We start from the raw sequence: 20791 nt of genomic DNA, 5'->3' as shown, positions 1-20791 counted from the left end.
ATTCAAGATGCTGTTTGACTGCAACGATGAGCTCTTCAGCCGTTTCAAACTGTCGAGGATAAAAACATTATTTTTCGATGTTCCCCAAAAGAGCTCTGCTGGCATGATGAGTATGTTGCGTTAAATATTGATATTATCTAAACCAATAAATTTCGCTTTCGGGAAATATTGTTGTAAATGGTGTGATAAATATTCTTCCGTATTTCGGCTGATTAGTGAATCTTGATCAAGATAACGGTTATAAACCAATGCTTCCAACGGAATTTGATATTGCCGGCAGGCTATCAAACTGAGTAATGTGTGATTAATACTGCCTAATTTACCCGAACTAACCAAAATTAGCGGATACCGCTGTGTTTTCAAATAATCTAAGGTAGTTCTCGTTTCGGTATAAGGCACAGCCAGTCCGCCGGCCCCTTCTAACAAGACATAATCATATTTTTGTCTTAATTGATGAACCGCGCGGTTAATTTTATTTTCATCAATTTCCGTATGCGCTAAACGCGCCGCTAAATGTGGCGAACAAGGATAAGGAAAAACATAAGGGCAAGTTAAACCTGCTTTATCTTCAGGCAATAAATCAATGCCTTGAATTTTGCGATGCACTAAAATATCGGCCGCAATCCCTTCACAGCCGGTTTGAATCATTTTTTGCGTAATTACTGAAAAGCCTTGTTCCTGCAATATCTTAGCATAAAAACCTGTTGCAATGGTTTTCCCTACATCCGTATCAATACCCGATACAAAAATCACTTTACCAAGCATGTTGTTTCCTTTTTTTACGAACCAGTACATAAAGTGGCGTATAAGTTAATGTCACGCCTAAATCCTGCTGAAATCGCGTACGATAACGCTGTTCAAACTGCATTAGACGATTGTCCGACCATTTAGACGGATTAATAATGCTTACCCCTGTTTTATTCAAATGTGTTAGTACTGATAATGCACAATCAAAATAAAGGGGAATTTCTTCCGTTGTTAAAACAAGAACTTCAAATTCATCGGCTAATAATTTATACCATTCGTCTTCGGTGGGATAAGTTAATCCCGTTTTGAGCAGACACTTAATTTCATAAAGATTTTTAGGCGAAAATGTATTAAACAATAAAATACCGTCATCATTCAGCATGTTGGCCGTCTTTTTCAGGAAGTTCGCTTCATTTTCAAACCATTGAATTGCAGAAGCGGAAATCACCAAATCATAACCTATGCCGAAATTTTCTCGCTCCGCGTCACCGAAGTGATAATGCACCGAAGAATAAGGTAATTTTTTGCGTAAAGCAGGCTCATAATCGCGACAAAGATCGTTTAGTACCAAACGCTCGAAAGAGCATTGCGATACAAGTTGTTCACTTAACATACCTGTGCCGCAACCTATTTCAAGTATTTTGCCAAAAGCTTTGCCTTGGGTTGCGAGTAACGCCATCAGCTTTTGTACAATACATTGTTGAGCAATCGCATTATTATCATATTCCGATTTTGCTTGTGAAAATCGGATGGCAACTTGCTGTTTATCCACTAACTGCACGTCACACCCTCAAGCAGTTTTTGCCAACCGGAAAAGTGATTAAAAAGATAATGCTCCGCATCAATAAGCTGAATTTTGGTTTGCGGTTGATTTTGCCAGTATTCAAGCTGATTTTGTGTTGGAATAATTTTATCTTTGTTGCCAATAATGGCTTTTTGCCACACTAACAACCCCGTTCGATTATCTTGCATAATACAATCATTTAAGTGCACTAACTCTTGTTTTACTTCTATGAAATCTCGCTTTTCAGGTAACAAGCGGTAATTTTCTAGGGCAATTTTACCGCACATTCTGCGTTCAAATTTTACAAGATTTTCTTCGTTTAAAGACGCAAGCGTACCTTCAAAAACTGCCGTTGGAATGCCAAATTGATCGTGTTTAGGTGCCCCCGTTCCATTGATCGCCACAGCGTAAGTCAAAGGAATAGCATGTAAAACACGTTCAGCCACCCAAACACCTAGAGACCAAGCCACCACATAAATTTCTTGATAGCCCGAAAAATCAAATTCAAGATTCAAATCTCGGTAATCGTAACAAATCAGTAAATCGAAATCGTTCGGTAACTCTAAAGATTTCGCAATGCTGATTGGCGTTCCCCAGCCGGAAAAATACACAAGCAATTTACGCTGTTGGCGTGCAATATGTTGATAGCGCACTTAATTCTCCTTTTATAAATATGCGATTAAGCCTTTTATTTCTTGCTCGGTTAAATCTGCGGTTAATGAAAAACGCAAACGTGCCGTGCCTTTGGGTACTGTTGGCGGACGAATAGGCAAGCAATAATATCCTTGTTTTTGCAAATAATCGGCTTTTTCCACCGCTTGCTGATTTTCGCCTAAGATATATGGCACGATGCAAGTTTCGCTTAACAGCGGAAATTCACTTCTTTTCGCCACTTCAGTTCGCAAGATTTGGCTTAATTTCTCAAGATGATGACGCTTTTCAGTAAATTGCGGTAATTGTTCAAATAAAAAGTAAGTCCAAGCAACATTAATCGGTGGAAGTGCGGTAGAAAAAATTAAAGGACGCATCGTATTGATTAAGTATTCTCTTATCTCGCTATCACAAACAAGATAAGCCCCCATAGATGCCAATGCCTTACCAAAAGTCCCGACTAAAAAGTCAATTTCTTGAATACAGTCGAAGACTTCTGCCATTCCTAAACCTTGCTGCCCGTATACACCTATGGCGTGGGCTTCATCAACATACAGTAGCACATTGGTGTAACGTTTTTTGAGTGCAACTAACTGTTGAAGATCCGCAATATCGCCGTCCATACTAAAAACACTTTCTGTAACAATAATCACTTGTTGGTAGCGCTCTGAATGTGTCTGCAATAGCTGCTCAAGATGAAGATAATCATTATGCTTATAACGGAAAAAATCCGCCCCGGAAAGTCGAATGCCGTCAATCAAACTGGCATGAACCAATTTGTCTGCTAAAATTAGGGTTTGTTTATCCGCCACCGCAGGCAAAATACCGATATTGGCGTGATAGCCGCTATTAAATAATAGAGCGGATTCTCGCTGAAAACGTTGTGCTAATAGCGTTTCAAAATCCTGATAAATCGGGAAATTGCCCGTTAATAAACGAGAAGATGATGATGTGAGCGGTTGATTTTTACCGATAGATTGCAAAAATCTTTCCACCTGTTGTGCATCATTTGCCAGACCCAAATAATCGTTAGAGGATAAATTTAACATTTTGAGGCCACGGGCAAGCACAAACTTTCCCTGATGTTCAATATCAGGGAATTGGCGTTTCTGCCCAATTTCAGCTAATTGCTGAAGATGTTGAGTAAATTTATTCATCATATTCCTCTTTGACCACGGCTAATAATTGCTCGGTTAAAAAGCTTAATTGTCTAGGTTCGATAATAAAAGGCGGCATAATATAAATAAGTTTACCAAAAGGACGAACCCAAATTCCCTTTTCTACAAAGCGTTTTTGTAAAGAAACCATATTGACCGCTTCACGCATTTCCAACACCCCAATCGCCCCTAGAACACGGACTTCAGCAACGGATTTAAACGCTTTAGCCGGTGCAAGTTCAGCCTTGAGCTGCGCTTCAATTTGATGGACTTTATGTTGCCAATCGCTTTCCAGTAAAAGCGACAGAGATTCATAGGCTACCGCACAAGCCAGTGGATTCCCCATAAAAGTTGGGCCGTGCATAAAACATTTTGCCTCGCCTTCACTGATGGTATGAGCAATATGTTCAGTGGTAATGGTGGCAGCTAATGTCAGGTAACCGCCGGTTAATGCTTTGCCGATACAAAGAATATCCGGCACAACATTGGCATATTCTAAAGCAAATAGTTTGCCTGTCCGCCCAAAACCGGTGGCAATTTCGTCAAAAATCAGCAATACACCATGTTGATCGCAAAGTTCTCTCGCTCGTTTTAAATACATCGGCGAATAGAAATACATTCCGCCGGCACCTTGCACAATGGGTTCTAAAATCAATGCCGCAATTTGGTTTCCTTTATGCGCAAGCAATGCTTTCAATGGTTCAATCGCACTTTCTTGCCATTCTTCATCAAATTTAATCGAAGGTTGGGGTAAAAAATGTTGAATCGGTAAGCGATGACGAAATAAGCCGTGCATACCCGTAACAGGATCGCAAACAGACATGGCGTGCCAAGTATCGCCGTAATAGCCTGAACGCACAGTGGCAAATTGATTTCGATCTTCCCCTTTTGCTTGCCAATATTGCAATGCCATTTTCAATGCCACTTCCACCGCTACAGAACCGCTATCGGCAAAAAATATTTTGTTTAATGACGGAGGTAAAATGGTCAGCAATTTTTCCGTTAATTTTACCGCAGGTTCGTGCGTTATACCGCCGAACATAATATGGCTCATTTTCGCCAATTGCGCTGTGATTGCGTTATTTAAACGAGGATGATTATAACCGTGCAGTGCCGCCCACCACGATGACATACCGTCAATGAGCACTCGACCGTCTTTAAGATAAATTTCAACGCCCTTTGCACTTTCCACCGCATAGACAGGGATAGGCTGAGTCATTGATGAATAAGGGTGCCAAATATGCGCTCGGTCAATATCAATTAATTTGTCTAAATCCATTTTATCACCATAAAAAAGCCCTATTTCATGAAATAGGGGCACCATTTGTCATGATTGCAACAACGAAAACTCCGCCGCCTCGAGAGCAGGTAACGCAGAACATTTAAAACCGCCTGACGGTTTTGAGTAAGTTTTTCGTTTTCCGCATCCGGCGTTACTTGGTTGAAGACATTATCGACTGCTTCACATAAACACTTGCTCCGCCAAGAATTTTTTCTGTTTCAAGCAATAAAGTGCGGGCGATTTTTGATGAGTTTTTTCGCCGAAATATTGCTTATGCGTTTGTTCGCCGCCTCGAGAGAAAATACACGATTTTCACAACCTTTTCCAATATAAAAAATGTCGTTATTTTCGGCTAAACAATAAATAGGTGCTTTCGCTCAGGCTTTTTTCTTGTTTAGCGAATATTGCCGATGAAAATCCGTGAATTATTTTGATTTGCTCGGTAGAATAGTGGCTAAACACACAAATCTAGGCGTGATTTGTGAATACTCCGTTCTGCTTACTGGAAAACATTATCCCTGAAAAATTTTTCAGAAATTTTGACCGCACTTTATATGAGAGGAAAATATGCGATCGGTGGCGATTGTCGGGTTTGGCTGGTTCGGTTTGTCATTGGCGCGGGACTTGCGCAATCTCGGCTGGGAAGTGAAGGGCAGTAAACGCACCCATGAAGGCGTGGAAGAAATGCGTTTATGGCGACTGGAAACTTATCGGCTTGAATTGACGCCGGAAATTAATGCGGATCCCGATGACTTAACCGCATTGCTTTCGGTGGACAGTTTGGTGATTAATATTCCGCCGAGCGATTATTTTTTTGACCCGGAAAGCTACGAAAAAGGCATCGAAAATTTAGTGCAGGAAGCCTTATTGTGCGGAGTAAGTCATTTCATTTTTATCAGCTCCACATCGGTATTCGGTGATGAAACCGGCAAGTTTGATGAAAGTTGCGAGCCGCATCCGAAAACACCGGCGGCAAAAGCCTTGTTTCATGTAGAACAAATGTTGCGGCATCTGTCGCAAATTGATGTGGATATTTTGCGTTTCGGCGGGTTAATCGGTGCGGATCGTCATCCCGTCCGTTCCATGAGCGGTTTACAGCTTAACCAAGGCAACACGCCGGTGAATCTGGTGCATTCCGAAGACTGTTCGCGCGCCGTGCAATTATTGCTGGAAACGCCGGGCGGCTGTCGTTTATATCATTTGGTGGCGCCGTATCACCCGTCGCGGGCGCAATATTATTGTGCCGCAGCCGAACAATTTCATATAGAACCGCCGCACTTTACCTGCTCCGAACAAGACCCGAATCGGGTGATTTGCGGAGATAAAATCTGCACGGATTTAGATTTCGTTTATCAGTATCCGAATTTATAAAGTGCGGTTGAAAATTTCACGGTTTTCACGCATAATAAGTCGATTTTCGCAAACGATTACTTCAATCAATACAGGACCCGATATGTCAAACACAATCTTACAAAATCTTCCTAAAGGTCAAAAAGTCGGTATCGCTTTTTCCGGCGGTTTGGATACCAGCGCCGCATTATTGTGGATGCGTCAGAAAGGGGCGGTGCCTTATGCGTATACGGCGAATTTAGGTCAGCCGGACGAAGAGGATTACAACGCCATTCCGAAAAAAGCGATGGAATACGGTGCGGAAAATGCGCGTTTAATCGACTGCCGTTCACAATTGGCTCACGAAGGTATCGCCGCAATTCAAGCGGGCGCATTTCACGTGTCAACGGGCGGTATTACGTATTTCAACACCACGCCTTTAGGTCGCGCCGTTACCGGCACCATGCTGGTTGCGGCAATGAAAGAAGACGACGTTAATATTTGGGGCGACGGTTCTACGTTCAAAGGCAACGATATTGAACGTTTCTACCGTTACGGCTTGTTAACCAATCCGAACTTAAAAATCTACAAACCTTGGTTGGACGATCAATTTATCGAAGAATTGGGCGGTCGTCATGAAATGTCCGAATTTTTAATCGCCAACGGTTTCAACTACAAAATGTCGGTAGAAAAAGCCTATTCGACGGATTCCAACATGCTGGGCGCCACCCATGAAGCGAAAGACCTGGAATTGTTAAGTACCGGAATTAAAATCGTGAAACCGATTATGGGTGTGGCCTTCTGGGACGAAAATGTCGAAGTGAAAGCGGAAACCGTCACCGTTCGTTTTGAAGAAGGCGTGCCGGTCGCATTAAACGGCAAAACTTTTGACGACGCGGTGGAATTGTTCTTAGAAGCCAACCGCATCGGCGGACGCCACGGTTTAGGCATGTCCGACCAAATCGAAAATCGTATCATCGAAGCGAAATCACGCGGTATTTATGAAGCGCCGGGCATGGCGTTGTTGCACATTGCTTACGAACGCTTGGTGACCGGTATTCACAATGAAGACACCATCGAACAATATCGTATCAACGGTTTACGTTTAGGTCGCTTGTTATATCAAGGCCGCTGGTTTGACCCGCAAGCGTTAATGTTGCGTGAAACGGCGCAACGTTGGGTGGCGCGTGCGATTACCGGCGAGGTGACGCTTGAATTGCGTCGTGGCAACGATTATTCGATTTTAGATACCGTATCGCCGAACTTGACTTACGTACCTGAACGTTTGAGCATGGAAAAAATTGAAGACGCGCCGTTTGATCCAATCGATCGTATCGGTCAGTTAACCATGCGTAATTTGGATATTGTGGATACCCGCGCGAAATTGGGCGTGTATTCTAAAACCGGTTTATTGGTTGCCGGAAAAGACTCCGTGTTACCGCAATTAGGTAAAAAATAATCCGAAAAAACGTTGAAAAATCTGACCGCACTTTTGGATTAAACTGAAAGTGCGGTTAATTTTTAGCCTATATTATGACGAATAAAGCATTGACGGAAATGTCGCTGGAAGAATTATGGCGGCTTTTTCCGATTCGTTTGGAAGCCCCTAACCCCGACTGGCGGCGTTGGTATGAAGATGAACGCCTGCATTTGCTTGAAATTATCCGCGAACCTTGCAAAATTAGTCATATTGGCAGCACGGCTGTGCAGACTATTTGGGCGAAGCCGACGGTGGATATTTTGATCGAATTGGAGGATAGATCCGCATTACAGCATGTTTCCGAATGTTTATCCCGGAATGGCTATTTGTGCATGTCGGCAACGGATACGCGTATTGTCTATAATAAAGGTTATACGCCGACGGGTTTTGCCGAACGGGTTTTTCATCTTCATTTGCGTTTGCTTGGGGATAACGATGAACTGTATTTTCGCGATTATTTGCTCGCACATCCCGATATTGCTCAAGCCTATGAACGCTTAAAATTATCCTTATGGAAGCAGTACGAATATGACCGAGATTCCTATACGGAAGCCAAAACCGATTTTATCCGCCGATATACCGAACTGGCAAAAAAGGAATTTAAGGATAAATATCAAAGAGTTAAGTCATAATTGAAATACTGTGTGACTGGTTCGGAAAAAACTGTTCGAAATCTGACCGCACTTTTGGGATTGCGAAAAGTGCATTTTTATTCCTGATTTTTGACGGGATTAAAGGGTTCCAATTCGGGAAAGCGTTTAAGCAGTTTCAGCCATTCGATTTTGTCAATTTCAATTTCTATCAAATATTCGCCTTGTTCACCGATGGTTTCGTGGCGGATGCAGTTGAGCCGATAAAACGCGTGGCGAATTTTTCCCTGAGCAGGCTTTAAGGAAACGGATAAGGATAAAATTTCATTGCGCAGCCGTTGACGAATGGCGTCGAATAATAAATCAATACCTAAATTCGCTTGGGCGGAGATGTAAACGGCTATCGGTTGTTGTTCGTCATTAAATTCAATATGCGGTCGGATATTATCAAGTCGATCGATTTTGTTGTAAACCGACAACGTCGGCACATTATCCGCCTGGATTTCTTCCAGCACGGCATTAACCGCTTCAATGTTTTCCTGTTTGCGCGTATCGGAGGCGTCAATCACGTGTAACAGCAGGCTGGCTTCCGTGGTTTCCTGTAAAGTGGATTTAAAGGCGGAAACCAAATCATGCGGCAAATCACGAATGAATCCCACCGTGTCGGCCAGAACGGTGGTGCCCACATCCTGAACGGATAAACGGCGTAAAGTCGGATCCAGCGTGGCGAAAAGCTGATCGGCGGCATAGACGTCCGCTTGCGTCAAACGATTGAATAGCGTGGATTTCCCCGCATTGGTGTAGCCCACTAACGAAATGGTAGGAATATCCGCCTTCTGACGGGTTTGTCGATTCTGATTACGCTGCTTAGAGACTTTTTCCAAACGGTTTTGCAGCTGGGCGATACGCACTCTGATTAAACGGCGATCGGTTTCCAGTTGCGTTTCGCCGGGACCGCGTAAACCAACGGCGCCTTTTTGCTGATCTAAACCCGTTTTGCGTCGTACAAGGCGGGTGGCCAAATGTTTAAGCTGAGCCAGTTCCACCTGTAATTTGCCTTCGTGGCTGCGCGCCCGTTGGGCGAAAATATCTAAAATTAATCCGGTACGGTCGACCACCCGACATTCGCATAAGCTTTCTAGATTTCGGGTTTGCGCGGGCGTTAACTGATGATTGACCAGAATAACATCGGCATCCGACTGCTTCGCAAGCTCGGCGATTTCTTCCGCTTTGCCTTGTCCGACAAAATATTTGGCTTGCGGCGTAGAACGGCTGGTAGTGACGATTTGCAAAATGTCGACTTGAGCGGATTGGGCTAAAAGCTGAAATTCCGCCAGATCTTCGAGATTTTTATCCTGCGAGAAAAAAACGTGAACGATAATCGCCTTGTCACGTCCGTTTTCAGATGAGGAAAGTGCGGTGGAAATTGGCGTATTTTCCACCGCACTTTGAACGGATATTTCGTTATTCAAGATTATTCCGTTTGGGAGGACGATTCATCCGATTGTACCGCGGCGGCTTGAGCGGCTTGTTGCTGATATTGTTGCTGCGCATTATTGTTATGATGTGATACGCTGCGAGCCGGTACAACCGTAGAAATGGCGTGTTTATAAACCATTTGGTTGACGGTGTTTTTCAATAAAATCACAAATTGATCGAACGATTCGATCTGTCCTTGCAATTTAATGCCGTTGACAAGGTAAATAGAAACGGGGATACGTTCGCGACGAAGCGCATTTAAATAAGGATCTTGTAATGATTGCCCTTTTGCCATCTTGTTTTCCTTCTTATTATTTATTGTAGTTAGAATAATGAACGACTATGTCTCATAGCCGACGGTCAATATACCAAGTTTTAACGGTTTTGCATAGCCAAATAAAAAGCTTGTTGAACCTTTTTCTGATTTTTTTCATTTTGCAGGCTGTCCAGCCACTGAATCGGCGTCTTCCAGCCGCGTAGCCAGGTGATTTGCCGTTTAGCTAACTGACGAGTGGCGCAAATGCCGCGGTAAATGGCTTCGTCAAAACCGTAATCGCCCCGTAAATGTTCCCACATTTGACGATATCCCACACAACGGATAGACGGCAAATCCGGGCTTAAATCGGGACGGGCGTAGAGTTTTTCCACTTCCGCTTTAAAGCCGAGTTCCACCATTTTCTGGAATCGCAATTCAATGCGCTGATGTAATATGCTGCGATCTTCCGGCGCAATGGCGAATTGCAAAACGTTGTAAGGCAACGCATCGCCTTTTTGCGCCGTGAGTTCGGTTAAGGATTTGCCGGTGAGATAAAACACTTCCAGCGCACGGTTGATGCGCTGACTGTCATTGGGATTAATGCGCGCAGCGGAAATCGGATCAAATTTTGCCAATTCCCGATGTAACGCCGGCCAGCCCGTTTGCTGCGCTTTCGCTTCAATTTCCGCCCGCACTTTTTCATCGGCGTTTGGCAGCGGTGACAAGCCTTCCGTCAACGCTTTGTAATACAGCATAGTGCCGCCGACCAATAAAGGGATTTTCCCTTGCGCCGTAATATCCGCCATTTCCCGCAGCGCATCGGCGCGGAAATTCATGGCGGAATAACTTTCGGCGGGATCTAAAATGTCAATCAGTCGATGAGGGGCCAGCGCCAGCTCGCATTTGCTCGGTTTCGCCGTGCCGATGTCCATGCCTTTATAAATTAATGCGCTGTCGACGCTGATAATTTCTACCGGCAGCGTTTGGTGCAATTTAATGGCCAAATCCGTTTTTCCCGAGGCGGTGGGGCCCATCAAAAAAATCGCAGTGGGCAAAGCGGTCGAGTTATGTTGCATAATTATGATAAATAAGATGAAAAATCAACGGGAATCAGCAAATCGTTAAGTTTTAGCGCCGTCTGCCGATTCAATAACTGTTCGGTTTCCTGTAAAAGATTGACGGCGTTTGCCAACACCTGACAGTCGGACGGCTCCGCTAAATCCAAAAGTGCGGTCAAAAAATCCGATGTTTTTTGCACGGATTGATTGAGTAACGTCACCACCATTTTCTGTAAATTCTGATGACGCAGACATTGTGGCACCGCGTTTAATGTAATGCGATGCTGAGCGGGATTTTCGGTGAATTCGAATCCGCTTTGTTCAAACCAGTGTTTTTGTTGTCGCCATTGCGCCAGTTGTTCGTCCGATAAACGGAAAACTACGGGAATCAGCAACATTTGTTTGGACGGATTCGGTGCGCTCAACATCAGTTCGAACCGCATTCTTTGCAATTTATTAAGTGGCAGTAAATAAAAGGCCGAATCCTGTTGCAGCAATAATGCGCGATTATCCACCAAAGCGAGAGCCCGCAGTAACGAGCCCGCCGAGGCGCATATCGGCTGAATCGACGCGGTCGGCGAAGCTTGATTTGCCGGCGTTTTGAGCAATTCGGCATAAAGCCGTTGTTCCGTTTTGCTGACTTTTTCGCGCCCGAATGATGAAGGCGAATGCGCTGATTGCGGCATAAAGTGCGGGAGAAAATTCGACGATTTTTCCGAACGGGACGGAGCCGAAGATTTTGCCGCAGTCGGCGTATGGCTTTCTTTTTCCGTCGGCGACGGATTAAATCCGAACAGATTCTGCCCGGCCGCCGCGCGGTTAGGGCGGACGGTCGCTGTCATATTTTTATAACCCGCCTGCGGTTCCCGGATTTCGTTTGCTTTTCCCGCATCCGATTGTGGCGCGGAAAAATCGAGCTGTTCGGCGGAAAGCAAGGCATGGGTGACGCCCTGGAAGATGAAATCGTGAATCAGACGGCTTTGCTGAAAACGCACTTCGTGTTTGGTCGGATGTACGTTTACATCCACATCGTTCGGATTCAAATCCAAAAACAGCACAAAAGCCGGATATTGCTCGTTACCCGAATATTCCGCGTAAGCCTGACGAATGGCGTGATTAATCACTTTATCTTTCACCATCCGCCCGTTTACGTAGCAATAATTCAAATCGTTTTGCGAACGGGCGAAAGCGGGCGTCGCCACCCAGCCGGATAAATGCAGATCGTCGTGTTTCCAGTCAATATGCAATGCCTGACGGACGAAATCGTCGCCGCAGATGGCGGCGAGGCGTTTTAGTTTCTGTGTATTTTCCTGCGCACTTTTGTATTGACGAATGATTTTTCCGTTATGCGTCAGAGTGAAGCCGATGTGCGATTTTGCCAACGCAATGCGACGGATAACTTCATCGATATGGCCGAATTCCGTTTTGTCCGTGCGTAAAAATTTGCGACGGGCCGGCGTATTGAAGAATAAATTTGCCACTTCCACCGTGGTGCCGACAGGGTGAGAAGCCGGTTTGATCACGCTTTCCTGTTCGCGCCCCTGCACAAAAACCTGCCAGGCTTCCTGTTGTTCGGCGGTGCGGGAGGTGAGCGTTAAACGGGAAACCGAGCTGATACTGGCTAAGGCTTCGCCGCGGAAACCAAAACTGAGAATCGCTTCCAAATCATCAATAGTGGCGATTTTGCTGGTGGCATGGCGGGCAAGCGCCAACGCCAGTTCTTGTTTTGGAATGCCGATGCCGTTATCGCGGATGCGGATCAGCGTTGCGCCGCCGTTCTCAATATTGATTTGGACTTGAGTGGCGCCGGCGTCCAGGCTGTTTTCCACCAATTCTTTCACCACCGACGCCGGACGTTCGACGACTTCACCCGCTGCGATTTGGTTAGCAAGTTGTGGCGGTAAAATTTGAATCGGCATAATTATTCCTTAATCTGAATTTTTTGACCTACGCGGACTTTTCCGTCTTTTAAATTCGGGTTCAGTTTCAAAATTTGACTTGGCGGAATGCCGTATAAACGACTGACGGCATAAATCGTCTGGTCTTTTTCAATCACGTGATATTTCGGTGTTTCTTTCGATTTATCCTGGTTTTTTCCTTTTTCCGTCACTTTCACATTGGGTTTAACGGTTTGCTTTTCAGCCGTTTTTTTGTTTTTTGCCGGAATTTTTAAGGTTTGACCGACAAGCAAGGTTTTCCGTTTCAGCTGATTTAAGGTGACGATGTCGTCTTCTTTCACGTCGTATTTTTTAGCGATTTTATCCAACCGATCGCCGGCTTTAACGCTGTGAACCACGCCGCTGTCTTTCGGCGCGGAAACGGTTTCCGGTTCGGATTTGTCGGGATTTTGGCCCGCACTTTTACGGTTATCCGGAATGCGGAGTTTCTGGCCGATAAGCAGAGTTTTCCGTTTCAGCTGATTTAAGGTGACGATGTCGTCTTCTTTCACGTCGTATTTTTTAGCGATTTTATCCAACCGATCGCCGGCTTTAACGCTGTGAACCACGCCGCTGTCTTTCGGCGCGGAAACGGTTTCTGGCTCGGATTTGTCGGGATTTTTGCCCGCACTTTTACGGTTATCCGGAATGCGGAGTTTCTGCCCGATAAGCAGAGTTTTTCGTTTCAGCTGATTTAAGGTGACGATGTCGTCTTCTTTTACGTCGTATTTCTTGGCGATTTTATCCAATCGATCACCGGCTTTAACTGTGTGAATCACGCCGCTGTCTTTCGGCGCGGAAACGGTTTCCGGTTCGGATTTGTCGGTATTTTTGCCCGCACTTTTACGGTTATCCGGAATGCGGAGTTTCTGGCCGATAAGCAGGGTTTTCCGTTTCAGCTGATTTAAGGCGACGATGTCGTCTTCTTTCACGTCGTATTTCTTGGCGATTTTATCCAATCGATCGCCGGCTTTAACGCTGTGAACCACGCCGCTGTCTTTAACGGTGTCGTTTTCTTTTTTGTCATCAGTTTCGCTTTTTGCGTTATTGGATTGCGCGTTTTTCGGACTGTCCGCCGGGGCGCGTACCACGGTGTTGACTTCTAAACCGCCGTGGCGTTTCCGGTAATCCACAATACCCTGATAAATAATGTAGGCAATACGGCGGCGATAGGACGGCGAGCTCAGTTTTGCCTCTTCTTCCGGATTGGATAAGAAACCCGTTTCCACCAAGACGGACGGAATATCCGGCGAACGCAGTACGCCAAGGCTGGCATGTTGCGGACGGCTGCGGCTTAGCGTCGTGATTTTGGCGAAATTGCGCAAAATGGCGTCACCGAGTTCGTATCCGACTCGCTGACTGTGTCCGAATTGCAAGTCCAATACGGTTTGATTCAGGTATTTCTCGTTGTTGTGGGTGGCAAGGACGTTGCCCGCGCCGCCGAGTAATTCCGATTGTTTTTCGTGATCTTCCAGCCATTGTCCCATTTCGTCATTGGCGCGACGGTTTGATAGCACCCAAACGGAAGCGCCGCGCAAGGTCGAGCCTTCAGAGGAATCCGCATGAATGGAAATTAAGTAGTTCGCTTTTTGACGACGGGCGATTTCCGAGCGATCAGGCACGGAAATGTAGTAATCGCCGTTGCGGGTCAATACGGCGCGAAAATTCGGATCTTTGTCCAAAAACGCTTTTAATTCCCGAGCGATGGAAATGGTGACGTTTTTTTCGTAAATACGCAGGTTGCGGCTGATGGCGCCCGGATCTTTCCCGCCGTGGCCGGGATCGATGGCGATAGTCCATTTTTCCGCCAGCGCCGATTGGGAATAAGCCGTCAGACAGCAAAGTGCGGTCAAAATAAGCGCTGTTTTTTGTCCGTATTTTTTAGTTGTGTCCATGCGGCGTCGGGCAAAGGCGCCGGCTGTTTTCAATAAAAGGGATAAAATCTGTTTCATCGGCTATTTTAATAATTGAATGATGGCTTCACCTTGTTCACTTTGTGGAATTAATTCGATTCGGCGCGCATTGTCCGTATAACTAATGTTGACCGACAGATCGGGCTCGGCAAGCAAACTGGCGCCTTTTTCCGCCCATTCAATCAAACAAATGCTGTCGGCGGAAAAATAGTCGCGGATGCCCATAAATTCCAGTTCTTCCGGATCGCTCAAACGGTATAAATCAAAGTGATAAATGCGTTTGCCTTGCAGTCGATATTCTTCAACCAGCGTGTAAGTCGGGCTTTTTACGTTGCCCTGATGTCCCAGCCCCTGAATCATGCCGCGGCTGAGGGTGGTTTTGCCCGCCCCCAGATCGCCGTTAAGATAAAGGGTGATCGCGTGCGGCGAAGCGATTTGGCAAACGGCCCGAATCAGCATGCGACCGAAATCGATCGTCGCTTGTTCGTCAGGCAAAAAACGACTGTAAGACATAGCGGACATAAGCTCGTAACTAACGGATTAAATGGGCGAAATTGTACCGCATTTTTCATTTTTACAATAGGAATAATTTTGCGGCGGCTGTCGGATCCGGAAAAGTGCGGTCACAAAAAGCAACGCTTTTTGAACGTTGGCTTTGCCAACGGTGGCGAAGCCATAAGTAATCACACTGGTGATTACGCATAAAAAATGACAAGTTTTTTGTTCAGTTTTGGGGTTGAAAATTAAAAATGAATTTTAAATCGAGATAAAAGAAAAGGACGTCATAAAACGTCCTTTGAAATTTGGAGCGGGAAACGAGGCTCGAACTCGCGACCCCAACCTTGGCAAGGTTGTGCTCTACCAACTGAGCTATTCCCGCAGGCGACTTATCGTCGAAAACAGGGCGTATTATACGGAAGTTTTCGTATCGTGCAAGCAGAATTTTCAGAAAAGTGACCGCTTGTTGATTTTTTAGTCTAATTTAATGAAATGCTCGCGATAATAAGCCAGTTCTTTAATGCTTTCGCGAATGTCATCCAGCGCTAAATGCGAGTTGGTTTTTTGGAATCCGTTTAAAATATCGGGTTTCCAGCGGCGAGCCAGTTCTTTCAGGGTGCTGACGTCGAGATGGCGGTAATGAAAATAATCCGCTAAATCCGGCATGTATTTGAATAAAAAGCGTTTGTCCTGCGCGACGCTGTTTCCGCAAATCGGCGATGCGCCTTTCGGCACCCACTGTTTCAGAAAATCGATCGTTTGTAATTCGGCGGCGCGCTCGGTGAGTTTGCTGGTTTTTACCCGTTCCACCAAACCGTTGGCGGTGTGAGTTTTGACGCACCAGTCGCTCATTTTAGCCAGCAGTTTGTCCGATTGATGTACCGCTAGAACCGGACCTTCCGCTAAAATATTGAGATTTTTATCCGTCACAATAGTAGCGATTTCGATAATGCGTTCCTGTTCGGGATCCAATCCCGTCATTTCCAAATCAATCCAAATCAGATTTTCTTTATCTTGAGCCATAATTTCAGTATCCTATCATTCATCTATTTCAATTCTACCCGAAAATCGACCGCACTTTAAATGGCAAAACAGAAATTAACCCAAAATCAAAAACGCCGTATTCATTCTAATAACGCAAAAGCGTTGGATCGCCACCGTCGGCAAGCTAAAAATCAGATTGATTGGCAGGAGAATATGCTGGGCGAAACTCAGGACGGCGTGGTGGTGACGCGTTATTCCATGCATGCGGATGTGGAAGATGCACGAGGTGAAGTGTTTCGCTGTAATCTGCGACGGACTTTATCCGGCGTGGTAGTTGGAGATTGCGTGGTTTGGCGCAAGGGTCACGAAAAGCTGCAGGGTGTCAGCGGCGTGATTGAAGCGGTAAAACCCCGCCAAAACGAGTTGTCCCGTCCGGATTATTATGACGGACTGAAAGTCATGGCATCGAATATTGATCTTATTGTGATTGTTTCGGCGGTATTGCCGACTTTATCGCTGAATATTATCGATCGTTATCTGGTGATTTGCGAAACGGCGAATATTCCGGCGCTGATTGTCTTGAACAAGATTGATTTGCTGTCCGACGAAGCCCGTCAACAAGCGGAAGAACAGCTGAAAATTTATCGGAATATCGGTTATCAAACCCTAATGATTTCGGCGGAAACCGGAGAAAATATGAAAAAACTGACCGCACTTTTAGCGCAGGGAACGTCTATTTTTGTGGGGCAGTCGGGTGTTGGCAAATCCAGTCTGGTAAATCGAATTCTGCCGGAAGTAAATGCTCAGACGGGCGAAGTCAGCCAAACTTCGGGATTGGGCCAGCATACTACGACTTCATCCCGTTTATATCATTTACCGCAAGGCGGTAATTTGATTGATAGCCCGGGCATTCGCGAATTCGGTTTGTGGCATTTGGACGCGGAACAAATCACCAAAGGTTATCGCGAATTTCAGGATTTTCTGGGAATGTGTAAGTTCCGGGATTGTAAGCATTTAAACGATCCTCAATGTGCGCTGCGGGAAGCGGTGGAACAAGGCAAAATTCATCCTGTACGTTTTGATAATTATCACCGATTAATTTCAAGCAAAAATGAGGCAAAATCTCACCGACATTTTACGACGTAACCCTAAAAAGGTATAAAATAATCTTATAATATTTAAAATTTTTGTTACTTTTAGATTAAAAAATAACCAGGTTTGTACCTTTTTTATGCGCTAACTCAAAAATTGTCACGATTAAGCTTGATTATTTAGGCAGAATATTGATACTTACTGTTGAAATTGAGTAATTAAAAAAATCAATAAATTTTAACCGCACTTTCATGCGGAGGATTCACTTAATAAGTCGTTTTGAGCTTGTTAAATCTTTCTATTAAACTTTTATCTCGAGGTAAAATCATGTATTCAAAAGACGTTGAAATTACAGCTGCCGCCGGTCTACACACTCGTCCTGCCGCTCAATTCGTAAAAGAAGCAAAAGCCTTTGCATCAGACATCACGGTCACATCGGCAGGTAAAAGCGCAAGCGCAAAAAGCTTATTCAAGTTACAAACTCTAGGTTTAACACAAGGTACCGTCATCACAATTTCAGCTGAAGGTGAAGATGAACAAGCTGCCGTTGATCATTTAGTTGCTTTAATGCCAACTTTAGAATAATGATTTCATAGCCATAACATCGGATTTTCCTCATATTGTGATGGAAAACGTCCTGTTGTGGCTATTATTTTTATACGCATCTTAATTATATTGGAAGGGTAAATTATGATTTCAGGAATTCCAGCTTCTCCAGGTATCGTTTTCGGTAAAGCACTTGTACTTAAAGAAGAAAAAATTGTCATCGACCATGGCAAAATCAGTGATGACCAACTGGATGCCGAAGTGGCGCGCTTTTATAAAGGGCGAGCCGCGGCAGTGGAGCAGTTAAATTCTATCCGTAACCGAGCGTTGAAATCGCTTGGTGAAGATAAAGCGGCGATTTTTGAAGGTCATTTAATGATCTTAGAAGACGAAGAGCTGGAAGAAGAAATTATTGATTACCTTCGTTCGCATAAAGTGAGTGCGGCTTCGGCGGCGAGCAAAATTATCGATCAGCAAGTCGCCATGTTGTCTGAAATCGATGACGAATACTTAAAAGAGCGCGCAGGTGATATTCGTGATATTGGCAACCGATTGCTTAAAAATATTTTAGGCATGCATATTGTGGATTTGGGTGAAATTAACGAAGAAGCGATTTTAGTGGCTTATGATTTAACCCCGTCCGAAACGGCGCAATTAAATCTGGATAAAGTGTTAGGTTTTATCACCGATATCGGCGGCCGTACTTCTCACACTTCTATTATGGCGCGTTCCTTGGAATTGCCGGCGATTGTGGGAACCAATAATGTAACGGAAAAAGTGAATACCGGCGATTTCCTGATTCTGGACGCAGTGAACAATGCGGTTTACGTGAATCCGACTCAGGAACAAATCGATAGCCTGAAGGAACAGCAGGCGCAACTTGCGGCGGAAAAAGCGGAATTAGCCAAATTAAAAGATTTGCCGGCATTAACGTTGGACGGTCATCAGGTCGATGTGGTTGCGAACATCGGTACGATTCGCGATTGCGAAGGTGCGGATCGTAACGGTGCGGAAGGCGTCGGGTTATACCGTACCGAATTCCTGTTTATGGATCGCGATAGTCTGCCTTCGGAAGAAGAACAATTCGCCGCGTACAAAGAAGTGGTGGAAGCGATGAACGGTCGCTTAGTGGTATTGCGTACGATGGACATCGGCGGCGATAAAGAATTGCCGTATTTGAATTTACCGAAGGAAATGAATCCGTTCTTAGGTTGGCGCGCAGTGCGTATCGCATTGGACCGCCGCGAAATTTTACATGCGCAATTACGTGCGGTGTTGCGCGCATCGGCATTCGGTAAATTGGCGGTAATGTTCCCGATGATTATTTCCGTTGAGGAAATTCGCGAGTTAAAAACCGTGATTGAAGTATTGAAACAAGAACTTCGCAATGAAGGCAAAGCGTTTGACGAAAATATTCAGGTCGGCGTGATGGTTGAAACGCCGTCTGCTGCGGTGAATGCAAAATTCTTAGCTAAAGAAGTGGATTTCTTCAGTATCGGTACGAACGATTTAACGCAATACACCTTAGCGGTAGACCGCGGTAACGAATTGATTTCTCATTTATACAATCCGATGTCTCCGTCAGTATTAAACCTGATCAAACAGGTGATTGACGCCTCTCACGCCGAGGGTAAATGGACCGGTATGTGCGGTGAATTGGCCGGTGACGAACGCGCAACCTTATTGCTTTTGGGGATGGGATTGGATGAATTCAGTATGAGTGCGATTTCCGTGCCTCGTATCAAGAAATTAATCCGCAACGTAAATTTTGCCGATGCCCGCATTTTAGCTGAAAAAGCGTTACAGGTTCCGACTGCGGCTGAAATAGAAAAATTAATCAATGATTTCTTAAAAGAAAAAGCATTAAACTAGATACAAAGTGAAATTTTTGCGTTAGAATACGTAAGGTTTCAATCATTATGGAGAGGTTACAATGGGTTTTTTTGCTAAGTTATTTGGCTCAAAACAAAGTCAAGCAGTGGAAGTGAAAGTATATGCACCATTATCAGGTGAAATCGTAAGCATTGAAGATGTTCCTGATGTTGTATTTTCGGAAAAAATTGTAGGCGACGGCGTTGCAATTAACCCGACCGGCGACGAAATCGTCGCTCCGGTGGACGGCGTTATCGGCAAAATTTTCGAAACGAATCATGCGTTTTCCATGGAATCTACCGAAGGCGTGGAATTATTCGTTCACTTCGGTATTGATACGGTTGAGTTAAAAGGTGAAGGTTTTACCCGTGTCGCTCAGGAAGGCCAAAGCGTTAAACGCGGTGACGTCATATTGAAATTTGACTTGGATTTATTAAAATCAAAAGCAAAATCAGTATTAACGCCGATTGTGATTTCTAATATGGATGAAATCAGTCATATTGAAAAACACGTTGGTTCTGTAATTGCAGGCGAAACGGAAGTTTTATTGCTTAAAAAATAACCATTGCTGATTTAGGTTTGTTGAAAAGTTCGCTTAGGTTGATTAAGCGGACTTTTTGTTTGAGGGGGCGGTTCCTTAAATGAACGGCACTTTAACAGTTATTAACGGAAATATTATGTTTGGGAAAGGCGGATTAGGCGGCTTGATGAAACAAGCCCAACAAATGCAGGAACGTATGCAAAAAATGCAGGACGAGATTGCTCAGCTTGAAGTCACGGGAGAATCCGGTGCCGGGCTTGTTAAAATTACATTAAACGGTGCGCATAATTGCCGTCGTATCACCATTGATCCTTCTCTGATGGAAGAAGATAAGGAAATGCTGGAAGACTTAATTGCCGCCGCATTTAATGATGCCGTGCGTCGTGCGGAAGAAATGCAGAAAGAAAAAATGGCTTCAGTGACCGCCGGCATGTCATTGCCGCCGGGTTTCAAAATGCCGTTTTAATTTTTCAATCCAACCTTGCTTCAGGTTGAAGGATGATCGTTACCGACGAATCAATGTGTAAAAACATTGCGTTTTTAGACCGCACTTTATGTTAATTTCAAAAAGTGCGGTCGATTTTTTCATTGTTTT

The 20791-nt window shown here is 44.7% G+C and carries 20 protein-coding genes and 1 tRNA gene; 8 read left to right on the top strand and 13 right to left on the bottom strand.

Features of this window, described 5'->3' with window-relative positions; genetic code table 11:
* Nucleotides 1-120: 120 nt before the first annotated feature.
* The 5 genes from bioD to bioA are packed head-to-tail and all read right to left on the bottom strand — an operon-like array spanning nt 121 to nt 4618.
* Complete coding sequence (gene bioD, locus P7M01_RS07560) at nt 121-765, bottom strand: dethiobiotin synthase (protein WP_317483454.1); 645 nt, start codon at nt 763-765, stop codon at nt 121-123.
* Complete coding sequence (gene bioC, locus P7M01_RS07555; RefSeq protein WP_317483453.1) at nt 755-1528, bottom strand: malonyl-ACP O-methyltransferase BioC; 774 nt, start codon at nt 1526-1528, stop codon at nt 755-757. The genes bioD and bioC overlap by 11 nt, the downstream gene beginning before the upstream one ends.
* Nucleotides 1519-2184: a DUF452 family protein gene (locus tag P7M01_RS07550; RefSeq protein ID WP_317483452.1), complete on the bottom strand. Its 666-nt coding sequence runs from the start codon at nt 2182-2184 to the stop codon at nt 1519-1521. The genes bioC and P7M01_RS07550 overlap by 10 nt, the downstream gene beginning before the upstream one ends.
* A gap of 12 nt (nt 2185-2196) precedes the next feature.
* Nucleotides 2197-3339 (bottom strand): 8-amino-7-oxononanoate synthase, encoded by a 1143-nt coding sequence (gene bioF, locus P7M01_RS07545; protein WP_317483497.1) that lies wholly within the window; start codon nt 3337-3339, stop codon nt 2197-2199.
* Nucleotides 3332-4618, bottom strand: a complete 1287-nt coding sequence (gene bioA, locus P7M01_RS07540; RefSeq protein WP_317483451.1) for an adenosylmethionine--8-amino-7-oxononanoate transaminase — start codon at nt 4616-4618, stop codon at nt 3332-3334. Before bioA ends, bioF begins: the two co-directional genes overlap by 8 nt.
* A gap of 570 nt (nt 4619-5188) precedes the next feature.
* Between bioA and P7M01_RS07535 the strand changes: the two genes are divergently transcribed.
* The 3 genes from P7M01_RS07535 (at nt 5189) to P7M01_RS07525 (ending at nt 8062) form a co-directional block, all read left to right on the top strand.
* The gene (locus P7M01_RS07535) at nt 5189-5992 is read left to right on the top strand and encodes an NAD-dependent epimerase/dehydratase family protein (protein WP_317477532.1); all 804 of its coding nucleotides are present in this window, start codon (nt 5189-5191) and stop codon (nt 5990-5992) included.
* Between the two features lie 82 nt (nt 5993-6074).
* Entirely contained in the window at nt 6075-7409 is a 1335-nt protein-coding gene (argG, locus tag P7M01_RS07530; RefSeq protein WP_317476106.1) for an argininosuccinate synthase, read from the top strand.
* A 74-nt stretch (nt 7410-7483) separates the two neighbouring features.
* The gene (locus P7M01_RS07525) at nt 7484-8062 is read left to right on the top strand and encodes a GrpB family protein (RefSeq protein ID WP_317483450.1); all 579 of its coding nucleotides are present in this window, start codon (nt 7484-7486) and stop codon (nt 8060-8062) included.
* A 77-nt stretch (nt 8063-8139) separates the two neighbouring features.
* Here the strand turns inward: P7M01_RS07525 and hflX are convergent, their stop codons facing one another.
* From hflX to orn, 8 genes are all read right to left on the bottom strand, one after another.
* Nucleotides 8140-9495: a ribosome rescue GTPase HflX gene (gene hflX, locus P7M01_RS07520; RefSeq protein WP_394853437.1), complete on the bottom strand. Its 1356-nt coding sequence runs from the start codon at nt 9493-9495 to the stop codon at nt 8140-8142.
* Nucleotides 9495-9794, bottom strand: a complete 300-nt coding sequence (hfq, locus tag P7M01_RS07515; protein ID WP_202935830.1) for an RNA chaperone Hfq — start codon at nt 9792-9794, stop codon at nt 9495-9497. Before hfq ends, hflX begins: the two co-directional genes overlap by 1 nt.
* Nucleotides 9795-9874: 80 nt before the next feature.
* A complete protein-coding gene (gene miaA, locus P7M01_RS07510) occupies nt 9875-10831 on the bottom strand; it encodes a tRNA (adenosine(37)-N6)-dimethylallyltransferase MiaA (protein ID WP_202935829.1) in 957 nt (318 codons plus the stop codon).
* Nucleotides 10832-10833: 2 nt separating this feature from the next.
* A complete protein-coding gene (gene mutL / locus P7M01_RS07505) occupies nt 10834-12732 on the bottom strand; it encodes a DNA mismatch repair endonuclease MutL (protein ID WP_317483448.1) in 1899 nt (632 codons plus the stop codon).
* A 2-nt stretch (nt 12733-12734) separates the two neighbouring features.
* A complete protein-coding gene (locus tag P7M01_RS07495) occupies nt 12735-14645 on the bottom strand; it encodes a LysM peptidoglycan-binding domain-containing protein (protein WP_449536210.1) in 1911 nt (636 codons plus the stop codon).
* Nucleotides 14646-14705: 60 nt separating this feature from the next.
* The gene (gene tsaE / locus P7M01_RS07490; protein WP_317483447.1) at nt 14706-15176 is read right to left on the bottom strand and encodes a tRNA (adenosine(37)-N6)-threonylcarbamoyltransferase complex ATPase subunit type 1 TsaE; all 471 of its coding nucleotides are present in this window, start codon (nt 15174-15176) and stop codon (nt 14706-14708) included.
* A 291-nt stretch (nt 15177-15467) separates the two neighbouring features.
* A tRNA-Gly gene (locus P7M01_RS07485) sits at nt 15468-15543 on the bottom strand.
* Between the two features lie 92 nt (nt 15544-15635).
* Complete coding sequence (gene orn / locus P7M01_RS07480) at nt 15636-16184, bottom strand: oligoribonuclease (RefSeq protein WP_317477539.1); 549 nt, start codon at nt 16182-16184, stop codon at nt 15636-15638.
* Between the two features lie 60 nt (nt 16185-16244).
* Between orn and rsgA the strand changes: the two genes are divergently transcribed.
* The 5 genes from rsgA (at nt 16245) to P7M01_RS07455 (ending at nt 20662) form a co-directional block, all read left to right on the top strand.
* Nucleotides 16245-17291 (top strand): small ribosomal subunit biogenesis GTPase RsgA, encoded by a 1047-nt coding sequence (rsgA, locus tag P7M01_RS07475; RefSeq protein WP_317483446.1) that lies wholly within the window; start codon nt 16245-16247, stop codon nt 17289-17291.
* A 273-nt stretch (nt 17292-17564) separates the two neighbouring features.
* Nucleotides 17565-17822, top strand: coding sequence for a phosphocarrier protein Hpr (gene ptsH, locus P7M01_RS07470; protein ID WP_202935823.1), 258 nt, complete (start codon nt 17565-17567; stop codon nt 17820-17822).
* Nucleotides 17823-17927: 105 nt separating this feature from the next.
* Nucleotides 17928-19655: a phosphoenolpyruvate-protein phosphotransferase PtsI gene (gene ptsI, locus P7M01_RS07465; RefSeq protein WP_202935822.1), complete on the top strand. Its 1728-nt coding sequence runs from the start codon at nt 17928-17930 to the stop codon at nt 19653-19655.
* A 61-nt stretch (nt 19656-19716) separates the two neighbouring features.
* Nucleotides 19717-20217 carry a PTS glucose transporter subunit IIA gene (gene crr / locus P7M01_RS07460; protein ID WP_317475920.1) on the top strand — a complete coding sequence of 167 codons (501 nt, stop codon included), beginning with the start codon at nt 19717-19719 and terminating at the stop codon, nt 20215-20217.
* Nucleotides 20218-20332: 115 nt separating this feature from the next.
* Nucleotides 20333-20662, top strand: coding sequence for a YbaB/EbfC family nucleoid-associated protein (locus tag P7M01_RS07455; RefSeq protein ID WP_202935820.1), 330 nt, complete (start codon nt 20333-20335; stop codon nt 20660-20662).
* The last annotated feature ends 129 nt before the right edge of the window (nt 20663-20791 follow it).

This window comes from Exercitatus varius (assembly GCF_029577735.1).
In the GTDB taxonomy this organism is placed as follows: Bacteria; Pseudomonadota; Gammaproteobacteria; order Enterobacterales; family Pasteurellaceae; genus Exercitatus; species Exercitatus varius.
The sequence above is the reverse complement of the archived record's forward strand: the minus strand, read 5'-3'. Positions and strand labels throughout refer to the sequence as shown.